The organism is Tenacibaculum aestuariivivum (assembly GCF_964507685.1).
Lineage (GTDB): Bacteria > Bacteroidota > Bacteroidia > Flavobacteriales > Flavobacteriaceae > Polaribacter > Polaribacter aestuariivivum.
In genome coordinates this window covers 803471-829523 of the sequence record NZ_OZ208414.1, presented here as the reverse complement: position 1 = coordinate 829523, position 26053 = coordinate 803471, and the positions used below count along the sequence as shown (strand labels likewise).

The window sequence follows — 26053 nt, the reverse complement described above, 5'->3', positions numbered from 1 at the left end:
ATCTGTTAAAAGAATAGTTAGGTATTAATACCTAACTATTCTTTTAACAGTTCTTGTTTTTCCAAAAATATTTACGTTAACAATAGATATGACTTCTGTTTTTAACTTTAATGCTTTTTCACCGTCGGTAATAGCTCCTTTATCATTACCAAGTTTTTCTTTTACTTTAGAGCGTGATTCAAAAACTTGGTAATCAAATGGATTATTTTTTATGGCTTTATTAAACAGTTTTAAAGCTTTTTTAAACTTTTGTTTCTTAACCATTTTTTTAGCTTTTTTTTCATATTCAGGAGGAGTTGTATCTATATAATACCTATATCGATAGATAACTAAATGTTTTTTACTAATAGGAATTTCATTAACTTTATAAGGACTCCATTTATTTTCTAATTTATCAAATGAAATAAGAGAGTTTAATGATAATGATTTTGAAGGAGAACTAACAATAGTCAAACTATCTTTTTCCCCTTCTTTATTTATAATAAATGATAATATAACATCTCCTTGAATTTTATTATTCAGATCCTTTATAGGGTATTCAGAGTTTTTTAATAAAATTTTAGTTATGTCACCATTTAAATATTTTGCATTTTTTATTTCTTGACTTTTTACACTTGTAATCGTTAATAAAATTGTTAAAAAAATTAGAGCTTTATTTTTCATAGTTTGTATTCTTTTATCAAATATAAAATTAATAAAATGGAAACAATACTTTCCCTATAAAATATATAAGTGTTTTTACTAATTTCGCTATTCAAAATATATATACATGATTACTGTAGATCAATTAGCTGTTGAATTTAGTGGGAAAACGTTGTTTAAAGACGTATCGTTTGTAATAAATGAGAACGATAAAATAGCTTTAATGGGTAAAAATGGCGCAGGAAAATCGACCATGATGAAAATCATGGCAGGAGTTTCAAAAGCTACTAAAGGAGGTGTTAGAAGTCCGAAAGATACCGTAATTGCTTATTTACCACAGCATTTATTAATGGAAGATAATTGTACGGTAAGGGAGGAAGCATCCAAAGCATTCGACGCTGTTTTTAAGATGAAAGCCGAAATGGAACACTTAAATAAAGAGCTAGAAACTCGTACAGATTATGAGTCGGAAGCATACATGAAAATTATTGAACGTGTAACCGATTTAGGAGAAACCTTTTATGCTTTAGAAGATATAAATTACGAAGCAGAAGTAGAAAAAGCCTTAAAAGGATTAGGTTTTAAACAAGAAGATTTTGATAGATTAACATCAGAATTTAGTGGAGGTTGGCGTATGCGTATCGAATTGGCTAAAATTTTACTGCAAAAACCCGATTTAATTTTATTAGATGAGCCAACAAATCACGTAGATATAGAATCGGTAATTTGGTTAGAAAACTTTTTACTAAACAAAGCCAAGGCGGTAGTGGTAATATCGCATGATAAAGCTTTTATTGATAACATTACCAATAGAACCATTGAGGTTACTATGGGAACAATTCACGATTATAAAGCAAAGTATTCTCATTATTTAGAATTACGAAAAGAGCGTCGTTCGCATCAAATAAAAGCCTATCAAGAGCAACAAAAAACTATTGAAGATATTAAAGGATTTATCGAACGTTTTAAAGGAACGTATTCAAAAACAAATCAAGTTTCTTCAAGGGAGCGAATGTTAGAAAAAATTGTGCCTATTGAAATTGATGAAGTTGATACAACATCATTAAAATTACGTTTTCCACCATCGCCACGTTCTGGAGATTATCCTGTAAAAGTAGAAAACTTAACCAAAAAATATGGCGATTTAACCGTGTTTAAAGACGCAAGTTTTTCAATAACTCGTGGCGAAAAAGTATCGTTTGTAGGGCGTAACGGAGAAGGAAAATCAACCATGATAAAAGCTATTATGGGAGAAATAGATTTTGAAGGCGAATGTGGTTTAGGACATAATGCAAAAGTTGGATATTTTGCTCAAAATCAGGCTTCATTATTAGACCCTGAATTAACCATTTTTCAAACAGTAGATGAGGTTGCAGAAGGAGATGTACGAACGCAAATAAAAAATATTTTAGGGCGTTTTATGTTTGCTGGTGATGATATCGAAAAAAAAGTAAAAGTGCTTTCAGGAGGAGAAAAAACACGTTTGGCAATGGTTAAATTACTATTAGAACCTGTAAATGTGTTAATTTTAGATGAGCCAACAAATCATTTAGATTTACGCTCGAAAGACGTAATTAAAGAAGCATTATTACATTTCGATGGAACGTTAATTTTGGTGTCTCACGACCGTGATTTCTTACAAGGATTATCAGAAAAAGTATTTGAATTTAAAGACAAACGAGTTATTGAACATTTCGAAACTATTGATGTTTTCTTAGAACGAAATAATATAAAAGCATTAAAAGAAATTGATTTATAAATTATTTTTAGAAGCAATTTCCCGCTTTCCGCACTCGCTTTTTTTTGAAGAAAAATCAAAAAAAGAGCTCAAACAAAGCTTCAATCGGGGCTAGAAATTTGTGCTAATTTTTATATTTCGAGTTTAAATTTTGATAGAAAGGAAACAGTCAATTTAATCCGTCAAATTTGCTGCAATTTTGTCAATTCGAGTTATTTTAATGACTAAAAGGAATTAAAATTGTATCGAGAATTTGAGTCGTTTTATTTTGATGTTAAAAAAATTCTCGATACAATTTTTTAAAGGCTCTTAAACAAAAAACACCGTTAAATAATTTTAACGGTGTTTTTTGTAAATAAATAGAATTTAAAATAGTTATTCGGTAACTTTTAAACGAGCTTTTGATGTAATTGAAATATCAGAAAAATCGTTATTTATATATTTTAAATATCCAGCAATGGCAATCATTGCAGCGTTATCGGTTGTGTATTCAAACTTCGGAATGTAAGTTGTCCATCCCCAATGTTTTTCGGCTAAGGCTAAACGTTTTCTAATTTCAGAATTTGCAGAAACTCCACCAGCAATAGCAATGTGTTTTATATCGGTTTGTTTAACAGTGTTTTTTAACTTATCCATTAAAATTTCAACAATAGTATGTTGAATAGAGGCGCAAATATCATGTAAATTTTCTTTAATAAAATCAGGATTTTCTTTTACATTCTTTTGAATAAAACGTAAAATTCCTGTTTTTAATCCGCTGAAACTAAATTGTAAATCGCCGACTTTCGGTTTCGTAAACTGAAAAGCGTTCGGATTTCCTAACTGCGCATATTTATCAACTAAAGGACCTCCAGGGTAAGGTAATCCTAATATTTTGGCTGATTTATCAAAAGCTTCACCAACGGCATCATCAATAGTTTCACCTAAAATTTCCATTTCAAAATGATTGGTAACTTTAACAATTTGCGTATGTCCGCCACTAATGGTTAAACAAACAAACGGAAACGGCGGAATTTTAGCATTTTCTTCTTTAATAAAATGTGCTAAAATATGTCCTTGCATATGATTTACGGCAATTAGCGGAATATTTAATCCTAAAGCTAACGATTTAGCAAAAGAAGTACCTACTAGTAAAGACCCCATTAAGCCTGGGCCACGTGTAAAAGCAATGGCACTCAAATCGTTTTTTGTAATGTTTGCCTGTTCAATAGCTTGTTGCACTACCGGAACTATATTTTGTTGATGTGCTCTTGAAGCCAGTTCAGGAACAACACCACCATATTTAGCATGTATTTCTTGGTTGGCAACCACATTACTTATTACTTTTCCGTTATAAATTACCGAAGCACTTGTATCATCACAAGAGCTTTCAATACCTAAAATGTAGCTGTTTTTTGTACTCAATGTATCATGTATTAAAATGCAAAAATATTCATATTACGTTACATTTTAGTTAAAATTGATATTTCTTTAAAATAAGGCAATATTTTTGAAGTTAGCTGATTACATTTGTTAGTAACTTTATAAAACAACTCATCATTAAAAAAACAGGAATAATATTATGGAGGTTATTAAAGTACGTGCTACTTTTTTTAATCTTGCTTATTATTTTGCTATCATTACCGGTTGTTCAAAGTAAAATAGCATCACAAGCAACTACTTGGCTCAATAAAGAATATAATACTAATATTGTTGTAAAAAGAGTAGATTTATCATGGTTAGGTAGTATTCAGTTAAAAGAAATTGAAATTAGAGACCACCATAAAGATACCCTTATTTTTGTTCAAAATTTAAGTACATCATTATTAAATGCCAAACGTATTATAGATAATAATGTTAATTTAGGAGAAGCTTCTTTGAGTGGTGCTTATTTTAATATGAAAACATACAAGGGTGAAAAAGATGATAATATGTCTATTTTTATAGACAGTTTTAATAGTGATACTCCAAAAGATAGTTTGTCAAATCCTTTTGTTTTAAATAGTGATAAAATTTCTATCGACAATTTAACTTTTAAATTAGTAGATGAGAATGATAAAAAACAACTTCAATTTGCTGCCTACAATACAAGTGGCAATTTATTAGATTTTTCTATTAAAGGACCCGATGTTTCTCTAAAAATGAGAGAAATGAGTTTTACTGAAAATAGAGGTGTTTCAGTGTCTAATTTAACTACTGATTTTACATATACAAAAAAGTATATGTATTTAGAAAAAACAACATTAGAAACAAATAATCAATCAAAAATACAAGCAGATATTAAGTTAACGTATAATCGTAAAGATTTTGTAAACTTTAATGATAAGGTAAAAATTGATGCTAAATTATTAAAAAGCGCTATTGCAATTAAAGATTTAAGTAAATTATATAATGAGTTAAGCGGAAATGATATTTTGTATTTTACCGGAAATATAAAAGGCGTTTTAAATAATTTTAGTGTTAACAACCTACAACTTCATTCAAAAAAAGGAATAAAAATTATTGGAAACTTAGGGTTTGTAAATGCTGTTAAAAAGAGTAGAGGTTTTATTTTTGATGCAAATTTAAAAAATGTTACTGCCAATTATTACCAATTAAAAAATGTGTTACCTAATTTATTAGGAAGCGTATTACCTATAGAGTTTAAAAGGCTTGGTAACTTTATGCTTAAAGGTATTGTTAGGGTTACTCCAGAACAAATGGACGCTACACTTGCTGTAAAATCAGCAATAGGAACCATAATATCTGACCTTCAATTAACAAATATAAATACTATAGATGAAGCTATTTATATGGGAGAAGTTGAGTTTAAAGATTTTGATTTAGGCATATTTGCAAACGACCCAATACTAGGTAAAATATCACTAAAAGCCGATGTTAATGGTAGTGGTTTTAATATGGATAACATAAATACTACTATAATAGGAAAAGTTAGTAGTTTAACCTTTAATAATTATAATTATAAAGATTTATATGTTAACGGTCAGTTTCAAAATAAAAAATTTGATGGAGTATTAAATTCAAAAGATGAAAATTTTAAACTTAATTTTGAAGGTTTAGCTGATTTTTCATCAAAAATAAATAAGTTTGATTTTATAGCAAGTATTGATAAAATAGATTTAAATAAAACAAATTTTTTTACTCGAGACAGTATTGCATTACTAAAAGGTAATATAAATTTAAATATTTCGGGTAATACATTTGACGATATTATAGGTAAAGCAACCTTTAAAGATTTGGTGTATACCAATCAAAAACAGCATTACCCATTTAAAATATTTGAAATAAACTCATCAGTTAAAGATAGCATAAAAACAATAGAAGTAAACTCTGAAGATATTGTTAGAGGTGTGCTTAAAGGAAAGTTTTCTTTTGAAGAATTAATTCCTATAACTGAAAATGCTTTAGGAAGTGTTTATACAAATTACAAACCTAATAAAGTAACTCCAAATCAGTTTTTAGACTTTGATTTTACAATTTATAATCAAATTATTGATGTGTTTTTACCAAATATAGCTATAGGTAAAAATACTAGATTAAAGGGGTGGATTAATTCAGATAAAAACGCCTTAAAACTTACATTTACATCGCCACAAATTGAAGCATATAAAAACGTAATTGAAGATATTGTATTACGTATGGATAATAAAAATCCATTATATAATACGCATTTAACGGCTAGTAAAATAAATACAAAGTATTATAATATAGAAAAGTTAAATCTTTTAAATAGAACACAAAATGATACCTTGTATTTTAAATCGGTATTTAAAGGAGGTGAAGATTATTCAGAAACTTTTAACCTTGATTTTTATTATACTATTAATAAATTACAAAAATCAGTTATAGGTGTTCAAAAATCTACCTTTAATTATAAAGGGTTTGATTGGGTTATTAATGAACAAGAAGATAAAAAACATAATGTAGTATTTGATTTTGAAAAAAATAATTATAAAGTAAGTCCTTTTATACTTAAGTCTACCCAACAAAAAATAGAGTTTGAAGGTGTTGTTAGAGATAGTACTTATAAAGATTTACAAGCTACTTTTACGAAAGTAAAATTAGCTAGTTTTTTGCCCGCTGTAGATAATTTAAGTTTAGAAGGAAATTTAACAGGTACTCTTGATTTAACCCAAAAAAATAAAATATTAGCACCTAAAGGAAATTTAATTATAGATAATTTTCGAATTAATAAATTAAATCAAGGTGATTTAGCCTTAAATATTGCTGGAGATAATTCTTATGAAAAATATAAAGTAAACCTTTCTTTAATTAGTGAAAAAGCTAAAAATATTTCAGCAGTAGGAGAGGTTGATTTTTCACAGCAAAAACCAATTATTGATTTAGAGGTATTTTTAAAAGAGTATGAAATTACTGCTTTTAGCCCTTTAGGTAGAGAAGTGTTAAATAAGTTAAGAGGAAAAGTTAGTGGAAACTTTACTGCCAAAGGGTTTTTAGGAAACCCTGATTTTCAGGGAAAGCTAAATTTAGAAAACACAGGTTTAACTTTTCCATATTTAAATATTGATTTTGATTTAAAAGGAAATACTACTATTATTTTAGAAAAACAACAATTTATACTAAACAATATTTTATTAGAAGATACTAAGTATAAAACCCTAGGGAATTTATCAGGATATATAGCACATCAAAACTTTAAAAATTGGTATTTAAAATTAGATATTAATACTAAAAATTTATTAGTTTTAGATACTCAAGAAACAGAAGAATCATCTTATTATGGAACTGGTTTTTTAAATGGAAATGCCGAAGTTAGAGGATTAACCAATAATTTAGATATTGTTGTTGAGGGTAAAACAAATAAAGGAACCATATTTGTAATTCCTCTAAATGATGTAAAAACTATAGATAATTATAAATTAATTCGTTTTAAAACAGGTAAGCCAACTATTGAAAATTCTAATAAAACAATTAAAGATATAAAAGGGCTTGATTTAAAAATAAACCTAGAAGTAACAAAGGATGCCGTTGCTCAGGTGGTAATAGATAAAGTTTCAGGAAGTGAGTTAAAAGGTAGTGGAATAGGAAATTTAAGAATAGATATAAATACTTTAGGTAAATTTAAAATGTACGGTGATTTTGAAATACACAAAGGCTTATATAATTTTAAATACGCAGGAATAACAAAACCGTTTAGAGTTCAAAAAGGAGGAACTATAGCTTGGAATGGAAATCCAAATGAGGCAGAGTTAGATTTAACCGCTATATATAAAACAAAAGCAAACCCAGCACAATTATTAGATAATATTAACTCAAGCCGTAAAATACCAATAGATTTGTACACTAAAATTACAGGTGGTTTATTTAATTCAAAACAAGAATTTGACATTAAAATTCCAAATGCAAACTCAACCGTAGCATCAGAATTAGAATTTATTTTAAACGGTAATGATTTAAATACAAAGATGCAACATTTTTCATTTTTACTAGCTTTTGGTACTTTTTATAATGAAGAAACTATTGGTAGTAGTGCAGCTAATGGTTTAACTGGTACAGCTTCTGAAATAGCTTCAAGTATATTAACAGATATGTTAAATAGTGATGATAATAAATTTCAATTAGGGCTAGGGTATACACAAGGAGATAGAGGGGATGGAACAGATATTAATAATTTAAAAACTGATGACCAAGTAGATGTGTCTATTTCAACACAGTTAAGTGATCGTGTTCTTGTAAACGGAAAAGTAGGGGTGCCTGTGGGAGCTAACACACAAACAGACGTTGTGGGTGAGGTAAAGGTAGAGGTTTTGTTAAATGAAGAAGGGAGTTTAAGAGGAACTGTTTTTAATAGGCAAAATGAAGTCCAATATTCGGTAGAAGAAGAAGGTTATACACAAGGAATAGGTTTTTCGTATCAAGTAAATTTTAATAATTTATCAGAACTAGGTAAAAAGTTAGGCATCAAAAAAACAACTAAAAAAGATACTTTACAAACTAAAAAAAGTAAACTAATTAATTTTAAAACAAAATAGTAAAAGAATAATTAAATTTAGATGAACAGAACTAATAAAAATTACTTTGTAATCATGTTAAAAGGACTAGCTATGGGAGCTGCAGATGTTGTGCCTGGAGTTTCAGGAGGTACAATAGCATTTATCTCAGGTATATATGAAGAGCTATTAGAGTCTATAAGTACTATTAACTTAAATTTGCTTAAAACCTTAAAAAAACAAGGTTTTAAAGCTGCTTGGAAGCAATTAAATGGAAATTTTTTAGCTTCACTTTTTGTAGGTATTTTTATTAGTATTATATCGTTAGCAAAAGTAATTTCATGGTTATTAGTTAGCCAGCCTATATTATTATGGTCTTTTTTCTTTGGTTTAGTTTTAGCAAGTGTAATTTATATTGCAAAACAAATTACAAATTGGAATTTTATAGCAGTAATTACACTTATTTTGGGAGGTATTTTAGCTTATTACATAACAACTTTAAATCCAATGATTTCAGAAAATTCATCAACATTATTTATGTTCTTTTCAGGTGCAATTGCAATATGTGCTATGATTTTACCAGGTATTTCAGGATCATTTATTTTAGTGCTTTTAGGGGCTTATAAACCTGTGTTACAGGCCATAAATAATAGAGATTATACAACAATAATAGCCATTGGTTTAGGAGCTGTTTTAGGATTGTTACTGTTTTCTAGAGTTTTAAAATATTTATTTACATATCATAAAAATTATACATTAGCAGTTTTAACAGGTTTTATAATAGGTTCATTAAATAAAATTTGGCCATGGAAAAAAGTACTAACATTTAGAACCAATTCTCATGGTGAGCAAGTGCCTTTTAATGAGTTGTCTGTTTCACCATTTTCATATGATGGAAATCCACAAATTACCTACGCATTTTTATTAATAATTGTTGGATTTTCTTTAATTTTAATTCTTGAAAAGTTAGCAGTAAAGAATATAACAAAATAAGTCCCTCTTGGGTTTTAGTTAATTAGTATGTATAACTATAAACAACGTACATTATCACAAAAGTTATTACTTTTTTTTAAAGGAGTAACTATGGGAGGAGCTAATAAAGTTCCAGGTGTTTCTGGAGGTATGGTAGCTTTTGTAATGGGTTTTTACGAAGAGCTTATTTTTTCTTTTCAACGTATAAACGGTACAGCTTTTAAACTACTTTTTAATGCACGTTTTAAAAGTTTTGCAAAGTATACCAATTTGCAGTTTTTAGGATTGGTAATGTTAGGAAGTATGTTTAGTTATTTTAGCATTTCTTTACTATTAGATTATTTTTTAAAAACTAATGAACTTTATGTTTGGTCATGGTTTTTTGGGATGATTTTAGGATCTATTTACTACATATCAAAAGATTTTAATATTTCGAACTTGAAAAATAGTATAGCCTTAATTATAGGAGTTTCGATAGGTGTTTTTATTAGCTTTTTAACACCAGCTAAAGAAAATGATAACCTTTATTTTGTTTTTATTTGTGGTATTATAGGAGTTTCAGGAATGACCCTTCCGGGATTGTCAGGTTCATTTATTTTAATCTTATTAGGTAATTATGTATTGTTATTAGTAGATAGTGTAAATGTTTTTGCAAATGTTGTAACAAGTTTGTTGTCAGGTAATTTTGAAGTTTTAAAAGATCCAATAAAAATGAGATATGTAAAAATTATAAGCATCTTTACGGCAGGTTCTGTTTTTGGACTCGTATCAATATCACATGTTTTAGGATATGTTTTAAAACGTTGGCATCAGTTGGTAACAGCGGTAATAATAGGCTTTATAACTGGTTCGTTAGGCATTGTATGGCCTTGGAAAAAAACAATATACAAAATTACTGATAATGGTTTTGAGTTTGATCAAAAAGGAAATAAAATTATTCAAAATTATGAACGGTTTATACCCGATTACTCAATAGAAGAAACATGGATATCAATAGGTTTTATCATTTTAGGTATTGCCTTAATTTTAATTATAGACTTTTATGAAAGAAAAAGAGTTCAAAAATAAATACGCTCTAGTAGGGCGTAACATTTCATATTCCTTTTCAAAAGGATATTTTACAGATAAATTTAAAGAATTAGCACTTGATGATACTGAATATATAAATTTTGACATTCAATCAATAACAGAACTTCCTTTAAAAATAAAAGAAAATCATCAATATTTAAAAGGAATGAATGTAACGATTCCTTATAAATTATCAGTTTTTAATTATTTAGACAAAATAGATAAAAAAGCTAGAAAAATAGGAGCTGTAAATACGATTAAAATAACTAAAAAAGGAAAGTTAAAAGGTTTTAATACAGATGTTTATGGTTTTAAAAAGTCGTTAAAACCATTGTTAAAAGAACATCATAAAAAAGCTTTGATTTTAGGTACAGGTGGAGCATCTAAAGCAGTAGCTTATGTGTTAGATAAATTAGCTATTAAATACCTTTTTGTTTCTAGAAAACCAAAAGGTAAAAAGGAGATTTCATATCAAGATATATCAAAACATTATATTGAAAATTATTATTTAATAATTAATTGTACTCCTTTAGGAACACATCCTAATATTAATGATTGCCCTGATATTCCGTACCAATTTATATCAAAAAAGCACTTGTTATTTGATTTGATATATAACCCCGCAGAAACTACTTTTTTAAGAAAAGGGAAAGAAAATAAAGCTGTGATTAAAAACGGGTTAGAAATGTTAGAACAACAAGCAGAAAAGGCTTGGAAAATATGGAATAATAACTAGTTAAAAATAAAATTTGGTATTCTATAAGAATCCGTATATTTATAAAATTAATAATAAGGAACCTAAACATTGTAGATATGTTAGAAAATAACGAAAAAGAATTAGACCAATCAATTACAGAGGTAAATTTAGAAGTAAAAACTGAAGAAGAAACATTTGCGAGTACAGGTAAAAAAAAGGTTACACAAACAGCAACAGATACAGCAGTAAATGAAGTAGAAAAAGAAGTAGCAAATGAGTCTGAAAAAGCAAATGAAAGGCATGAAATACCAATGCTAGATTATGCCACGATGGAGTTAGATAAATTGGTAGAAGAATTAAAAAAGTTATTAGCTAATTATCAGGTACAGCAATTAAAATCAAATATTGATGCTTTAAAAAATGTTTTTAATATAAAGTTTAATGAGTTATTAGCAGAAAAAAAAGAAACATTTTTGACTGAAGGTGGAAATTTAATTGATTTTCAATTTTCAAGTCCAATAAAAGCAGATTATAATAAGTTGTTAAGTGAATATAAAATTAAAAGAGACGCTTATTATAGTCAGTTAGAGAATCAATTAAAAGAAAATCTAGAAAAAAGAAATACTTTAATAGATGAGCTAAAAAGTTTGATTACTAATGCAGACGCTAAAACAATGTATAATGAATTTCAAGAAATTCAAAAAAAGTGGAGAACAATAGGAGCAGTACCTAAAACAAAATATAATGATACTTGGAAAATATATCATCATCATGTTGAGCGTTTTTATGACCTATTACACTTAAATAAAGATTTTAGAGAGTTAGACTTTAAGCACAACTTAGAAGAGAAATTAAAATTAATTACACGTGCTGAAGCTTTAAATGAAGTTACTGATGTAAATGTAGCTTTTAAAGAGTTACAAGATTTACATCGCATATGGAAGGAAGAAATAGGACCGGTAGGAAAAGAGCATAGAGAAGATGTTTGGGGTAAGTTTAGTGAAGCAACCAAGCAAATACATGATAAGCGTCATCAATATTTTAGAGATTTAAAGTCTAAGTATCAAGAAATGATTGATGCAAAATTAAAAATAGTTGCTGAAATAAATGCTTTTGATACCTCAAATAATACATCTCATAACGATTGGCAAAAAAGTATTGTAGAGTTAGAGAAATTACGTAAAAAATACTTTGATATAGGTAAATTACCTTATAATAAGAGTGAAGCTGTTTGGCAGGAGTTTAAAAACGCAACAAAAAAGTTTAATAGTGCCAAAAATGTTTTTTATAAAGCAGAAAAAAGTACTCAAAACGATAATTTAAAAAATAAAATAGCATTAATAGAGTTAGCAGAGAGTATTAAAGATAGTGATGATTGGGAAGAAGCTACTAACATAATGAAACGTATTCAATCTGATTGGAAAAAAATTGGACATGTGCCAAGGAAATTTTCTGATGATATATGGAAACGTTTTAAAGATGCATGTAATCACTATTTTGATAGATTACATGCTCAAAAAAATGAACAAAATAAAGAACAATTAGAAATTGTTGAATCTAAAAGAGCATTCATAGAAGAGCTTAAAATGTTAGAGAGTGTAACATTAGAAATTATCCAAGAAAGTATTGTTAAATGGAGAGCTTTAGGTGTTTTACCAAGAAATGTTCGTCACTTAGATGAGAAATTTAATAAAGCAATTGATGCTCATTTAGCAAGTTTAAATATGAGTAAAAACGACATTGAAATGTTGAAGTTTAAAAACTTAGTTGATACTTACTTTTCTCAAGAAGATTTCAAAAAACTAGATAATGAGCAATATTTTATCCGTAAAAAAATAGATGAAACTATACGTGATATGCAACAATTAGAAAATAATCTAGGTTTCTTTTCAAATGCTAAAGATGATAACCCTTTAGTCTTAAATGTTCGTAAAGGTATTCAAGAGTTTAAAGATCAGTTAGATATTTGGAAATCTAAATTATCATACATACGAAATCTTGATTATTAATATATAAAATAAAAAAACTCGAATCGTTTGATTCGAGTTTTTTTATTAAAAATCAATAAAAAATTCTATTGCAGATCTTCTAATTTTTTAATATTTATAGCATCTTTTAAAATAAGATCACGTTGACTTTCTAAAATAACTGTTGTAGATTTAGGTAAAATTTCTTTCGAATTAATTACCTCATTATACTCCTTAAGTGCCGATTTTTCACCTCTTAGCGCTTCTTCAAGCATTGCTTCATCTGTTTCTGATGATAAGAATGATTTTGTATTCATCCAAGCTCTGTGAACAGAACCTGTTAAGCTACCATTTTGCTTTGGAGTTTCCCCAAAATTTTTAATTTCACCTTTTAAAGCTTTCCCAAAACTTTTACGTTCATTTGCTTTTTTTTCAAAATAAGTAGTTAAGTTGTTATTTTTAACATTTTCTGCAGCAGTTCTATATCCTCTTTCTGCATCATAATTTTTTTCTAATAAATTGTTTAATTGGCTCGATACTTCTTGTGTGTAATTGTACATAATCTTTTAATTTAATAGTTAGTGGTAAATTGTTTTTTAGATGCTTACCATTTTAACATCTTTTAATTAATTAGTACACTGCAAAACTACAAGACTATTATATTTAGCATTTGCTCATATGATTTAGTTCTTGACTCATTCAAAATTATGTTATAGAATTATAGTTAATGAGAAAAATTGTAAAATTCTGAAATAGGTTAATTAAAAATTTATCACCCAATAAATTCTGATTTTTTTAAAAAATTATTATTATTTTAATTTAAAATACTAGTTGTTGATCAAGCTAAAAAAGGGTAAACACTCATAGGTATTATCTCTATAAATATTATTAGAGTAACTATTTTATAGAGGATTATAATATATGAGTAGACTATGCTAGATTTAAAAATTAGATTTTTAAAAAAAAGTAAAATATTCTAGTTTAGATATTTAAAAAATCGCAACCAAAAATCATAGAAAAAATAGATAGAGTAAAAGAAGAAAAATAGTATAAAAGAAAGAGGTTCTATGGATTTTTATGATTAACAAATAAGCTTTATATTATAATAAAAATGGTGAAAAATTTCAAAAATAAATAAGATTTAAAAACTCTTGGTATAAAACTTTATAATTACTTGAAAAGTAATAACATTAGTGGTGGTATTACTAAAGGCGGGTTTAATTTCTTTTAAGGTTTCAGAATTTACTCATATTTTAAAAAAAAAATTATGTTAGAACAGGAGATTCTGAACATATTTTTAGTAAACATAAAAATTTCGTGAAAGATCACGTTATAATAGATTGTAACAACTTTATGTGAGCTATATATTTTTAGATAAAACTAAAAAAGAACTTCATAACTATTTAGTTATTGTTATATGAGTTTATTTTAATAAATTTTGTAGGTTGTAAAAATGATATTAATAAATATGTCATTATTTATAAACGAGCCGATTAAGATTATTAAGAACAAGAAACATTGTAAAATAAAAACTATTTTGAAAGATATAAATAATCAAAAGAGCTTAATTTATATTGTATAGAATATAACATAAAAAAAGCTCCATATTAATATAGAGCTTTTTTTATGTTATAAAGGTATTAGTGAGATTCTAGAGTAAAAACAATCGGAATATAATACTCAACATTAGCAAATTCTCCATTTTGTTTTCCTGGCTCAAAAATTGGTAATTTAGAAACCATTTTTTTAGCTTCTTGCTCTAATAAATATCCATTTTCAGGTCCTTTCATTTTTATATTACTTACTTTCCCTTTTTTATTTATTATAAAACGTACCCATACTTTTCCTTCAATATTTTGTTCAGCAGCAGCAGCAGGATAATTAAAATTTCTTTGAATATGGCTAACCATTCTTTCATTAAAACAATTGTTTTTTTCTGAATCATTGACATTTAAACAAGTTTTAAATAAAGGAATATTATCTACATCTTGAAACTTTATAAAATCAGTAATTATTTTTTCCTTAACATTTATTGTACTTTTAACTTGTTTTTTTATGTTTTTTTTAACTATAGCCTTTTCTGAAATTTCAGGATTAGGATGTTTAAAAGTAATAGGTATACCGTATTTAACTTTTACTATTTTACCATTATGTTTACCAGGAATAAATGAAGGAAGCATATTAATAATTCGAGTAGCTTCTTTTTCTAGCAGGTCTCCATTTTTAGGGCCTCTAACTTGAATAGCTCCAACATTACCTTGTTCATTTATAGTAAACTGTACTAATACTCTACCTTGTATACCTTGGGTAACAGCTTCTTTTGGATATACAAAATTTTTAACAATATGTTTAGACATTTGTGTTTCAAAACATTGTGCTTGCTGAATTAAAGGTATATTATCACACTTTGAAAATAAAGGTATTTCTTCAACTAAATTAAAAGGAATTCGTTCAATTGTAGTAGAGTTATCTTCTAGCTCAAGCTTCCCTACTAATAATGTGTTTTTTTTAATATTAGCTACTTTTTGAGATGTAGTTGTTCCTCCAATAGCAGAAACTACGTCGTTTTTTTTACGAACTATACGCCTTCTAGTAGATACTTGAATAGATAATTGCTTCTTTTTACCATCTTTTGAATCTTGAACAGCACACTTTGTAATACTGTTCGGGTCTGCCATAGATTCATCTAAGCTTGTGCATTTTTCTTGTTGAGCAATAACTGTAACAGATATAAGCATTGCTACTAAAAATAAAGTAAATTTCATCATAATCGCGCTCTGTTTAGGGGGTTGACAATTTGTTAACATTGTAAACATACACAAATAGATGTTTAAAAGCAAATTTATAATATGTTTTTTAAACTAAAACATTGAAAGATAAACAAGTGATTTTATATACTTACATAAATTATAGTTATTTATACTATTTTTAATTATAAGATTAAGTTTATCATGATGTAAGGTTAAGAGGAAAAGAATAGGTTACAATAACGGGTAATCCTTTTTGTTTTCCAGGTAAAAAACGTGGTAACTTTTCTACTATTCTATTTAATTCTTTGTTTAATTCTTTATTTTCTTTAGAACTTTTTATTTTAGAGTTAATTACTTTTCCATGTAAATCAATACTAAATTGAATATATATTTTATCTTCAATATTTTCGTCAATAAAATTATTCAAATAGAAGTTTTTAGAAAAATGATCATTCATTTTTGACTTAAAACATTTAACATTATTTTCTCTACTAGAGTTATCGCAAGATTCAAACATAGGTATTTTTTCAACCAGAGTAAATAAAACCTCTCTAGAAAGATTAGGGATTTTTAAAGACTTTTCAACTTTTAAATCAATAAAATTTTTATTTTTATTTAAATGATTTGAGTTTTTTCTCAATCTATTACTAACTCTTTTTCTAGTTGTAATGTTAGCTTTTTTTGCTATTTCTCTAACATTATTGTCTTTTTTTTTGTTGATATCACATTTTTTAATAGAAATTTCATTTACATCAAAATTGTTTTCTTTAGGTGTTTTACATACAGGTGCTTGGCTGTATGTTGTAAGTATATTTAAATTAAATAATAAAATAAATAGAAAGGGGGTTTTCATTTTAAATTAAGTTTTTATGACACTACAAATATGTAAAAAGTATTGCTATTAATGTTTTAAGACAAGGTCATGTTTGTTTTAATTAATTGTATTTTGAATGTTAGTTAAGTTAACTTTTTGTAAACTTAAAATTCTCTATTTGAATAGAGAATTTTAAGTTTACAAAAAGGAGTAAAATTATTTTACATCCATTAATTCTACATCAAAAATTAAGGTTGCGTTTGCAGGGATTACACCTCCAGCACCAGCTTTTCCGTATGCTAAGTTCGATGGAATTACAAATCGAGCTTTATCACCAACTTTTAACAACTGAATTCCTTCATCCCAACCAGCAATTACTTGCCCAACACCAACAGCAAAATCAATTGGTTGCTTGCGTTTGTAAGATGAATCAAAAACAGTTCCATCTAATAATTGTCCTTTATAATGTACTGAAACATTTGCACCTTTGGTAGCTTGTTTTCCGTTTCCATTTTGTAAGATAGTATAACGTAATCCTGATGGAGTTTCATCATAACCTTTAGCTACAGAGTCTAATAATTCAGCTTGTTTTGCTTTTTCTTCTGCTTCACGTTTTTCACGAGAACCTTCAAAAGTTCTAAAAGCTTCAACAGCGTTAAATTTTTCAGCATCTTCTCCTACACGAATAATTTCAATATCCATGGTGTCATTTTGAGCGATAGTATCTACCACATCTTGTCCTTCAACAACGTTTCCAAAAACAGTATGATTACCATCTAAATGAGGCGTTGCTGTATGCGTAATAAAAAATTGAGAACCATTTGTTCCAGGTCCAGCGTTTGCCATCGATAACTTCCCTGGTGCATCATGTTTTAAATCTGGATGAAATTCATCTTCAAATTTATATCCAGGATTTCCAGTTCCTGTTCCTTGAGGACAACCACCTTGAATCATAAAATCAGCAATTACACGGTGAAACTTTAAGCCATCATAATATGGTGTTCCTTGTGGTTTTGCAGTATTTTCTAAATTTCCTTCGGCTAAAGCAACGAAGTTACCTACAGTTCCTGGGGTTTTTTGGTATTCTAAGTTTACTAGAATATCTCCTTTTGATGTTTTAAATTTTGCGTAAATTCCGTTATTCATTTTGTTAGATTATCTTAATTAATATTCAAAAAACTTTTTCTCAAAAAATTATCTAAAAAATTATCTAAATAAAATCTAAAGAAAAAGCAAAATTAGTTTTTTACTGATAAAGTTGAAAGGTTTAAGCTTAAACCTATGTTAATATTTGTGGCATTTACTTTTCCGAAAGGCGAATTATATTTTCCTGTTGAAGCAATAATTGAAATATTTTTATGAATATCATAGCTAAATCCAAGTATTGGACGCATAATAATTCCTTCATCGGTATCGATGCCAGCACCACCGCCAGCGCCTGCCATTATTTCAGCAAAGCCACGTGCTTTATTGTTTAAAAATCTAGGTGAATATATTCCTGCACCAACCAGCCCGTGAGCATAACCACCTGAGCGACCATCGTAAGCAAAACTAGCTTCTCCAGCAATGTATAGCCATTTATTAATATCATAATTTACTTTTAAACCGATAAGTTGTAAATCGATTTCTTTGGCATCAAATTTATCATCAGTTTTAGCAACATTAAAATACGTTTGATTTAGAATTTCAACTCGTAAACCTTGCGTATAAAAATTGGTGTGTTTTTTTTGATGCTTATTTTGATATTTTATTCCTCCGTTTAATCCGTAATATTTCAATCCGAAACCAACAGTATATGCTTCTAAATCGCCAGCAATGGCACGATAATAACCAGCATGTCCGCTCAATGCGAGATTGTTAGCTAATTTCAAATCGATTCCTGCGGATGGATATACCATCAAACCACCTTCAGGAGCTATACGTCCTCCAGCAGCGCCGATTCCTAGTTTTGTGAAAATATTGATGTATTTTGATTGATAGGGATGATATCCTGCTCCAAAAAATAAATCCATAAAACCGGCACGTAATCCTTTATATATGGCATCGGTATGCGCGAATAAAAAAGTATTTTGACTTACATATTTTTGATATTCAAACCCAAGAACGTATAATATTTCTGTTAAGGGTTCAGAATTACTGGCTTTATCTTTTTTAGAATTTCCGAAAGGTTTAAAAAAATCAAAACGAATTTGTTGTACATTTTTTACAACAGGTTTACTCCAGAAATTATCCGAAGAAATATTTTTTGCTGTGAAATTTTGATGTGCTTTATTATAATCAGTAAAACGTAAAATACTTGGTATTTCAATAAATAAAGAAACTGAGTTACTTTTTATTTCTCCTGATAAAAAATTTAAATGACTGTATTGTACACCGAAAGAATAGTTGTTCTTTTTATATTGTAAACCAATATTCGGATTTATAAATCCGCCATCATTAACCAAGTCTCTGTATCCGCCACCGCCACCAAAATGAATGTTTGCATCTACATATAAACTTTTATAAAGTTGTTTATTTGCGCCTAATTCTACACCTAAAGTAAATAATCCTCCTTGGTCACCAGTAACGGCAAAGTGAAACCCAGCACCACCATATAACCAATTGTTAATTGGTATTTGATAATGTAAGCCAGCTATACCCATTGTTGGTTTTAAATTTGGAAATTTATCTGTAGGCATTTTTACAGGAATAAAATTAAAACGAACTTTATTATGTAATACTGATCCTTTTAAGGTTTTTAATTCTTGCCCAAAAGAAAATGAATAAGCAAGAATAAAAAACAAAAAAGAAATATGTTTTTTATTCAAATTCACTAGTAAAATGTAGTTTTACAGTAGGGTATTTACTTTGTGTCATTTGCATAGTAAAAGCTGAATCGGCTAAAAACACTAATTTACCTTCTTTGTCTTTTGCTAAATAACGCTGTTTTACACGTTTAAACTCTTTAAACTCTTCACTTTTTTCATCTTCAGCTTGTATCCAACAGGCTTTGTGTACAGATATATTTTCATAAGTACATTTTGCACCATATTCATGTTCTAATCTGTATTGAATAACCTCATATTGTAAGGCTCCAACAGTTCCTACAATTTTACGACCATTCATTTCCATAGTAAATAATTGAGCAACTCCTTCATCCATTAACTGATCTAAACCTTTGTATAATTGTTTAGACTTCATAGGGTCGGCATTGTTTACATAACGGAAATGCTCTGGAGAAAAACTTGGAATTCCTTTGAAATTTAAATGTTCACCTTCAGTTAAAGTGTCACCAATTTTGAAGTTTCCTGTATCATGAACACCAACAATATCACCGGGAAATGACTCCTCTACAATTTGTTTTTTTTCAGCAAAAAAGGCATTAGGACTTGAAAATTTCATTTTCTTACCGTTACGAACATGTAAATAAGGAGAATTTCGTTTAAAAGTTCCGGATACAATTTTGATAAAAGCAAGTCTATCTCTGTGTTTCGGGTCCATATTTGCATGAATCTTAAAAACAAAACCTGTTAATTTTTCTTCTTTCGAATCAACTAAACGTTCTTCTGCTTTTTTAGGTTGTGGTTCAGGCGCAATTTCAATAAAAGCATCTAATAATTCTTTTACACCAAAATTGTTTAAAGCCGAACCAAAGAAAACAGGTTGTAAATCACCTGCTAAATATTCTTGTTGATTAAATTCAGGATATACTTCTGCAACTAATTCTGCTTCTTCTCTTAAAGTTTCGGCAGCAGTTTCTCCAATAATATCATCTAGTTGAGGGTTTGATAAATCATCAAACTGAACACCTTCTGAAATTTTTGTTTTATTATCCGCAGAAAAAAGATTTAATTTCTTTTCCCAAATATTATAAATTCCTTTAAAATCGTAACCCATTCCAATAGGGAAACTCATCGGAGTAACACGTAAACCTAATTTTTGCTCAACTTCATCTAATAAATCAAAGGCATCTTTACCTTCTCTATCTAATTTATTGATAAAAACTAACATCGGTATTTTACGCATTCTACAAACTTCTACTAATTTTTCAGTTTGAGGCTCTACACCTTTTGCAACATCAATTACAACGATAACACTATCAACAGCGGTTAAAGTTCTAAAAGTGTCTTCAGCAAAATCTTTATGCCCAGGGGTATCTAATATATTTATTTTTTTATCTTTATAAATAAAAGCTAATACAGAAGTGGCTACCGAAATACCTCTTTGGCGCTCAATTTCCATAAAATCGGAAGTGGCTCCCTTTTTTATTTTATTATTTTTTACAGCACCAGCTTCTTGAATTGCTCCACCAAATAATAGTAACTTTTCAGTTAAAGTAGTTTTACCTGCATCGGGGTGTGATATAATTCCGAATGTACGTCGTTTTTGTATTTCTTCTAAAAAGCCCATTTATCAAATTTTAAGGCTGCAAAGGTACGGTTTAAAGCTTAATTTTTCAAAGGTTTACTACTTAAGTGTATAAAGGTTTAATTGTTGAATTGATAGCAATTTTGTATGTTTGCTTTTAGCAAAAATTATACATGAAAGAACACGTTATATTAGTAGATTCTCAAGACAATCCGATTGGGTTAATGGAAAAAATTGAGGCGCATGAAAAGGCATTGTTGCATAGAGCATTTTCTGTTTTTATTTTTAACGATAAAAAAGAATTAATGCTACAGCAAAGAGCTGCTGATAAATATCATTCTCCTTTGTTATGGACTAATACGTGTTGTTCACATCAAAGAGATGGAGAAACTAATTTAGGTGCAGGAAAACGTAGGCTTCAAGAAGAAATGGGTTTTGTTTGCGATTTAAAAGAAGTTTTTTCTTTTATTTATAAAGCGCCTTTTGATAACGGATTAACGGAACATGAATTAGATCATGTAATGGTTGGAACTTTTAACAACAAGCCTATTATTAATAAAGAGGAAGTTGAAAGTTATAAATGGATGCCCTTAGAAGCTGTTAAAAAAGATATTGAAGAAAAACCTGAAATATACACAGCTTGGTTTAAAATTATATTTAAAGAATCTTACGAAACCTTAAAAAATGCCTAAAGTAACTGTACACAGAAAAGCGCATTTTAATGCTGCTCACAGATTGTTTAATCCTGATTGGTCTGATGAAAAAAATCAGCAAATTTTTGGAAAGTGTAATAACCCTAATTATCATGGGCATAATTACGATTTAATAGTTTCTTTAACGGGTGAAATAAATAAAGAAACAGGCTATGTGTATGATTTAGGAATTTTAAAAGGATTGATTAAAACAGAAGTAGAAGACGCTTTTGATCATAAAAATTTAAATATTGATGTTGTTGATTTTAAAAATTTGAATCCAACAGCAGAAAATATATCAGTAGTAATATATAACAAATTACGTGTTCATGTTCCTGAAAATTTAGCGCTAGAAATTACGCTTTATGAAACTCGAAGAAACTACGTAACTTATAAAGGAACTTAATTATGATACACCAATTATTACGATTCGAACCAATTTTAAAACCTAAAATATGGGGAGGAGAAAAACTGAAAACGTTACTTAACAAAAAATCAGAAGGAAATAATATTGGTGAAAGTTGGGAAATTTCAGATGTTAAAACTGATATTTCTATAGTTAGTAATGGAGCTTTAAAAGGAAGTAATTTAAATGACTTAATTAAAGAGTTTAAAGAAGCTCTTTTAGGTGAAAAGGTCTATGAAGTGTTTCACGATAAATTTCCGTTATTAATTAAGTTTATTGATGCTAAAAAAAAATTAAGCTTACAAGTACACCCTAATGATATTTTAGCACAAAAAAGACATAACTCGTTAGGTAAAACTGAAATGTGGTATATTGTTAATGCTGAAAAAAAAGCTAAAATAATTATTGGTTTTTCTGAAGAGACCGATAAGAAATCTTTTTTAAAAACAATAGAATCTCGTAATGAACTTGAACTTTTGAATGTAGATTTTGTTAAAAAAGGAGATACTTTTTTAGTGCCATCGGGCAGAATACATGCTATTGGTAAAGGTGTTTTATTAGCAGAAATACAAGAAACTTCGGATGTTACGTATCGTATATCTGATTGGAACAGGAGAGATGTTACTGGAGTAAAAAGGGATTTACATGTAAATTTAGCACTTGATGCTATTGATTATTCAGCAAAATCTAATTATAAGGCTGAATATCTTAAGAAAAAAAATAGACCATCTAATATTGTTGATTGTAAGTACTTTACAACTAATTTTTTACACTTAACAAAAAATTATAATGTAAATCATGAGGATAAAGATAGTTTTGTAATTTATATGTGTGTAGAAGGAACAGTTGTTTTTGAATACAAAAATCAACAAGAAAAAATAGCATTAGGAGAAACTATTTTAATACCTGCTTGTATTAAAAGTATCGCTATTTTAACAGATAACGCTAAAATTTTAGAGGTTTATATAAAATAATAACAGGTCTAAAAAAATTACTTTTTTAGACCTGTTATTAAGCCAATCAAACTAATTGTTAAGAGGCTTTTTGTAAGCTATAACCAAATACAGCTTTACATATAATGTTTTGCTTTTCTTCTTTTTTTGATACTGTTATGTTTAAAACAACTTCAGTATCACTCATTTTTTTTATTTTATTACTGATAATAAGATTATCATTTAAATAAGCCTTTTTGATAATATCAAACTCAATACTTTTAAAGCTTAAACTAGCAGATTCTTTATGGAAACTTAGAGAGGAGTGTACGGTAGCTTCAATTTTGTCATATAAAATTGAAGTCTTTAATACTTTACTTTTGCTAACTTGTTTTTTGTTAACGGTAAATTGTAGCAAATTATTTTTAGATGCAATGTAAGTGTTCATAAGTTAGGGAGTTATAGGTGTGAATTTAGACTTTTTAAAAAATTTCTTTTGTGCTAAGCATATAATTGTAGTTAACTGCATGTTAATTCGTTTGATGTTTTTTAATGTATTCATAAGTAATAAAGTTTAAAATTTAGTGAATAAGAAAAGGTGCTTTTTATAAAAAAGCACCTTTTGTAATTTGTATTAAATATTGGTTTTAAAACCGTTGTTTAAAGCTATTTCTAGAGGTACTTTTTATATAGGCATATTTTTTATGCATGCGTGTGTTGCACTTAATCATTCCGATAGTGTTTAAAATAATGCTATATGTATATAAAAGTACTTTCATAAGTGTGTTCAAATTTAATAAAAAAAATCAGAAAACAGCTAAAAGTCTCAAAACATTAATGTTAAAGTTTTATTAAGCAAACTTTTTGCTAATATTAATACCTTGTTTAAATATGTATCTTTGAAAGGTGTAAATAACTATATTTTATGAAAATAATTGCAATGATTCCTGCACGTTATAGTGCATCTCGTTTTCCTGGAAAATTAATGAAAGATTTAGGAGGTAAACCAGTAATTGTAAGAACTTACGAAGCTGCTGTTAAAGCAAATTTGTTTAGTGAAGTGTACGTAGTAACTGATTCTGATATTATTTTTAAAACGATAACCGAAGCAGGGGGTAAGGCTTTAATGAGTTTAAAAGAACACGAATGTGGTTCAGATAGAATTGCAGAAGCTGTTGAAAATTTAGCTGTTGATATTGTTGTAAATGTACAAGGTGATGAACCTTTTATAGATACAGTTTCTTTATCAAAACTAATTCAAGCTTTTAAAGATGATAAAAATAATGAAATAGATTTAGCGTCCTTAAAGGTAGCGATGACAAATTTAGAGGATATTGAAAATCCGAATAATGTAAAAGTAATTACTGATGTAAATAATTTTGCTATCTATTTTTCAAGAAGTTTAATTCCTTTTCATAGAGCAAAAGATGTAGATATAACATATTTTAAACATAAAGGAGTGTATGCTTTTAGAAAAAAAGCATTGATAGATTTTTACCACACACCAATGACTCCTTTAGAAGCTGCTGAAAAAATAGAATGTATTCGCTATCTAGAAGTCGGAAAAAAAATAAAAATGATTGAAACTTCTGTAGAAAGTATTGGTATTGATACACCTGAAGATTTAGAAAAAGCTAAAAAAATACTCGAAAATGAATAATATAAAAGTAATAGCTTTTGATGCTGATGATACACTTTGGGTAAATGAAACTTATTTTAGAGATGCAGAAAAAGAATTTGCAAAGTTATTATCAGCTTATGAAACTGAAAATAAAATTCATCAAGAGCTATATAAAAAGCATATAGATAATTTAAAAATATATGGCTACGGTATAAAGGGCTTTGTATTATCAATGGTTGAAACTGCTTTAGAGTTGTCAAATTCTAAAATTAATCAAAAAACAATTAATAGAATTCTTGAAATAGGTAAAGAAATGTTAGAAAAGCCAATTGATTTGTTGGATGGAGTAGAAGAGGTTTTACAAAAATTACAAGGAAAATATAAAATAATTGTTGCCACCAAAGGTGATTTATTAGATCAGGAGCGAAAATTAGAAAAATCTGGTATTTTAAAATATTTTCATCACACAGAAGTTATGAGTGATAAAAAAGAAGCTGATTATTTAAAATTGATAAAACATTTAGATATTTACCCATCAGAATTATTAATGATTGGAAATTCTTTAAAATCAGATGTTTTACCAGTAGTTAAAGTAGGAGCTTCAGCAATACATGTTCCTTTTCACACTACTTGGGCTCATGAAAAAGTTAATGATTCACAAAAAGCGGATACTTATAAAACTGTTTCTAAAATTAAAGATGTATTACTTTTTTCTTAAATTTTATTTAAAATACTAAGGGTGTTTAAATAAGGTTGATTTTAAAATAGTTAGTATTTATTATTTTTTAAAAATAACCATAGGAATTAGATTAAATCAATTAATTTTGCAAAAAAATAATAATTATGGCAAGCATTAAAAACTTAAAAAAAGATATCGACTATACTTTAGGAGATATTATTGATATTTGTAGATTATCTGCTCAATTAAATCCTGAGGTAGATGCTGATAAGTCAGAAGCTATTGTAGATGAAGTTTTCGAAACATATGATGATTTGATAGTAAAAATAAATGCTAAAAAAGTTGAAAATAAGAAAGCTCATTTTAAAGCAATTAGTACTGAATTAGAAGAAAAGGCAAATGCTTTAATTGAAAAAGTAAATAACTTATAATGTTTTATAAGTTACCTATTTAAAATCTGATACTTAGTTAAGTATCAGATTTTTTTTGCAAAAAATTAACATATACTAAGGACTAAAATTTTGTAAATTACGTTTGTAAATAAAGAATAATTAAAATCCCTCACAACAAGTATGGCAAGAGCAATGTATGAGTATACTAAAATGGTTTTAAAAAAAGTTAGTTTTAATACTGACTTATTTTGTAAAGAGTTAGAAAAGGCATTAAGTACGCTATTACCTTATGAAGTAGATGAGTTAATTATTTGGTTAAAACAATATACTGTAAATAAGCCAAATTTATATGTCTGTTTTAATTTAGTGAAAAAAAATAGCATAAAAAAAGAAGCTATTTAAGCTT

Annotated in this window: 22 protein-coding genes; 13 read left to right on the top strand and 9 right to left on the bottom strand. The window is 27.8% G+C overall.

Going from position 1 to position 26053, the window contains the following annotated elements; translation table 11 throughout:
- Window positions 1–24: 24 nt before the first annotated feature.
- Entirely contained in the window at window positions 25–663 is a 639-nt protein-coding gene (locus tag ACN5J4_RS03470) for an energy transducer TonB (RefSeq protein ID WP_418650780.1), read from the bottom strand.
- Between the two features lie 106 nt (window positions 664–769).
- Here ACN5J4_RS03470 and ACN5J4_RS03465 point away from each other — a divergent pair, with 106 nt between their 5' ends.
- The gene (locus ACN5J4_RS03465) at window positions 770–2401 is read left to right on the top strand and encodes an ABC-F family ATP-binding cassette domain-containing protein (protein WP_418650779.1); all 1632 of its coding nucleotides are present in this window, start codon (window positions 770–772) and stop codon (window positions 2399–2401) included.
- Window positions 2402–2755: 354 nt separating this feature from the next.
- On the opposite strand, the gene tsaD is transcribed toward ACN5J4_RS03465, so the two are convergent.
- Window positions 2756–3784 carry a tRNA (adenosine(37)-N6)-threonylcarbamoyltransferase complex transferase subunit TsaD gene (gene tsaD, locus ACN5J4_RS03460; RefSeq protein WP_418650778.1) on the bottom strand — a complete coding sequence of 343 codons (1029 nt, stop codon included), beginning with the start codon at window positions 3782–3784 and terminating at the stop codon, window positions 2756–2758.
- Window positions 3785–3990: 206 nt separating this feature from the next.
- Between tsaD and ACN5J4_RS03455 the strand changes: the two genes are divergently transcribed.
- The 5 genes from ACN5J4_RS03455 (at window position 3991) to ACN5J4_RS03435 (ending at window position 13056) form a co-directional block, all read left to right on the top strand.
- A complete protein-coding gene (locus ACN5J4_RS03455; protein WP_418650777.1) occupies window positions 3991–8352 on the top strand; it encodes a translocation/assembly module TamB domain-containing protein in 4362 nt (1453 codons plus the stop codon).
- 21 nt (window positions 8353–8373) lie between these two features.
- Window positions 8374–9303: a DUF368 domain-containing protein gene (locus tag ACN5J4_RS03450; RefSeq protein ID WP_418650776.1), complete on the top strand. Its 930-nt coding sequence runs from the start codon at window positions 8374–8376 to the stop codon at window positions 9301–9303.
- Between the two features lie 27 nt (window positions 9304–9330).
- Window positions 9331–10350: a DUF368 domain-containing protein gene (locus ACN5J4_RS03445; protein ID WP_418650775.1), complete on the top strand. Its 1020-nt coding sequence runs from the start codon at window positions 9331–9333 to the stop codon at window positions 10348–10350.
- A complete protein-coding gene (locus ACN5J4_RS03440) occupies window positions 10325–11086 on the top strand; it encodes a shikimate dehydrogenase family protein (protein ID WP_418650774.1) in 762 nt (253 codons plus the stop codon). Before ACN5J4_RS03445 ends, ACN5J4_RS03440 begins: the two co-directional genes overlap by 26 nt.
- A gap of 77 nt (window positions 11087–11163) precedes the next feature.
- Window positions 11164–13056, top strand: coding sequence for a DUF349 domain-containing protein (locus ACN5J4_RS03435; protein WP_418650773.1), 1893 nt, complete (start codon window positions 11164–11166; stop codon window positions 13054–13056).
- Between the two features lie 65 nt (window positions 13057–13121).
- Here the strand turns inward: ACN5J4_RS03435 and ACN5J4_RS03430 are convergent, their stop codons facing one another.
- The 6 genes from ACN5J4_RS03430 to ACN5J4_RS03405 form a co-directional block, all read right to left on the bottom strand.
- Window positions 13122–13574, bottom strand: coding sequence for a ferritin-like domain-containing protein (locus ACN5J4_RS03430; RefSeq protein WP_418650772.1), 453 nt, complete (start codon window positions 13572–13574; stop codon window positions 13122–13124).
- A gap of 1080 nt (window positions 13575–14654) precedes the next feature.
- Entirely contained in the window at window positions 14655–15782 is a 1128-nt protein-coding gene (locus tag ACN5J4_RS03425) for an energy transducer TonB (RefSeq protein WP_418650771.1), read from the bottom strand.
- A 181-nt stretch (window positions 15783–15963) separates the two neighbouring features.
- Window positions 15964–16617, bottom strand: a complete 654-nt coding sequence (locus tag ACN5J4_RS03420; RefSeq protein ID WP_418650770.1) for an energy transducer TonB — start codon at window positions 16615–16617, stop codon at window positions 15964–15966.
- Between the two features lie 177 nt (window positions 16618–16794).
- On the bottom strand, window positions 16795–17724 hold the full coding sequence (locus tag ACN5J4_RS03415) for a peptidylprolyl isomerase (RefSeq protein ID WP_418650769.1): 930 nt from the start codon (window positions 17722–17724) through the stop codon (window positions 16795–16797).
- Between the two features lie 92 nt (window positions 17725–17816).
- Entirely contained in the window at window positions 17817–19385 is a 1569-nt protein-coding gene (locus tag ACN5J4_RS03410) for a hypothetical protein (RefSeq protein ID WP_418650768.1), read from the bottom strand.
- Window positions 19378–20967: a peptide chain release factor 3 gene (locus tag ACN5J4_RS03405; RefSeq protein ID WP_418650767.1), complete on the bottom strand. Its 1590-nt coding sequence runs from the start codon at window positions 20965–20967 to the stop codon at window positions 19378–19380. Before ACN5J4_RS03405 ends, ACN5J4_RS03410 begins: the two co-directional genes overlap by 8 nt.
- Window positions 20968–21098: 131 nt before the next feature.
- Between ACN5J4_RS03405 and idi the strand changes: the two genes are divergently transcribed.
- Genes idi through ACN5J4_RS03390 form a run of 3 tightly spaced genes read left to right on the top strand, consistent with a single transcriptional unit; the run spans window position 21099 to window position 22997 of the window.
- Complete coding sequence (idi, locus tag ACN5J4_RS03400) at window positions 21099–21617, top strand: isopentenyl-diphosphate Delta-isomerase (RefSeq protein ID WP_418650766.1); 519 nt, start codon at window positions 21099–21101, stop codon at window positions 21615–21617.
- Entirely contained in the window at window positions 21610–22023 is a 414-nt protein-coding gene (locus ACN5J4_RS03395) for a 6-pyruvoyl trahydropterin synthase family protein (protein WP_418650765.1), read from the top strand. Before idi ends, ACN5J4_RS03395 begins: the two co-directional genes overlap by 8 nt.
- Window positions 22024–22025: 2 nt before the next feature.
- The gene (locus tag ACN5J4_RS03390) at window positions 22026–22997 is read left to right on the top strand and encodes a type I phosphomannose isomerase catalytic subunit (protein WP_418650764.1); all 972 of its coding nucleotides are present in this window, start codon (window positions 22026–22028) and stop codon (window positions 22995–22997) included.
- Window positions 22998–23055: 58 nt separating this feature from the next.
- Here ACN5J4_RS03390 and ACN5J4_RS03385 read toward each other — a convergent pair whose 3' ends face one another.
- Window positions 23056–23403, bottom strand: a complete 348-nt coding sequence (locus tag ACN5J4_RS03385; RefSeq protein WP_418650763.1) for a hypothetical protein — start codon at window positions 23401–23403, stop codon at window positions 23056–23058.
- 477 nt (window positions 23404–23880) lie between these two features.
- Here ACN5J4_RS03385 and kdsB point away from each other — a divergent pair, with 477 nt between their 5' ends.
- The 4 genes from kdsB (at window position 23881) to ACN5J4_RS03365 (ending at window position 26049) form a co-directional block, all read left to right on the top strand.
- Window positions 23881–24615: a 3-deoxy-manno-octulosonate cytidylyltransferase gene (kdsB, locus tag ACN5J4_RS03380; protein WP_418650762.1), complete on the top strand. Its 735-nt coding sequence runs from the start codon at window positions 23881–23883 to the stop codon at window positions 24613–24615.
- A complete protein-coding gene (locus ACN5J4_RS03375; RefSeq protein WP_418650761.1) occupies window positions 24608–25294 on the top strand; it encodes an HAD family hydrolase in 687 nt (228 codons plus the stop codon). Before kdsB ends, ACN5J4_RS03375 begins: the two co-directional genes overlap by 8 nt.
- Before the next feature lie 125 nt (window positions 25295–25419).
- On the top strand, window positions 25420–25686 hold the full coding sequence (locus ACN5J4_RS03370; RefSeq protein ID WP_418650760.1) for a hypothetical protein: 267 nt from the start codon (window positions 25420–25422) through the stop codon (window positions 25684–25686).
- A 141-nt stretch (window positions 25687–25827) separates the two neighbouring features.
- On the top strand, window positions 25828–26049 hold the full coding sequence (locus ACN5J4_RS03365) for a hypothetical protein (RefSeq protein WP_418650759.1): 222 nt from the start codon (window positions 25828–25830) through the stop codon (window positions 26047–26049).
- The last annotated feature ends 4 nt before the right edge of the window (window positions 26050–26053 follow it).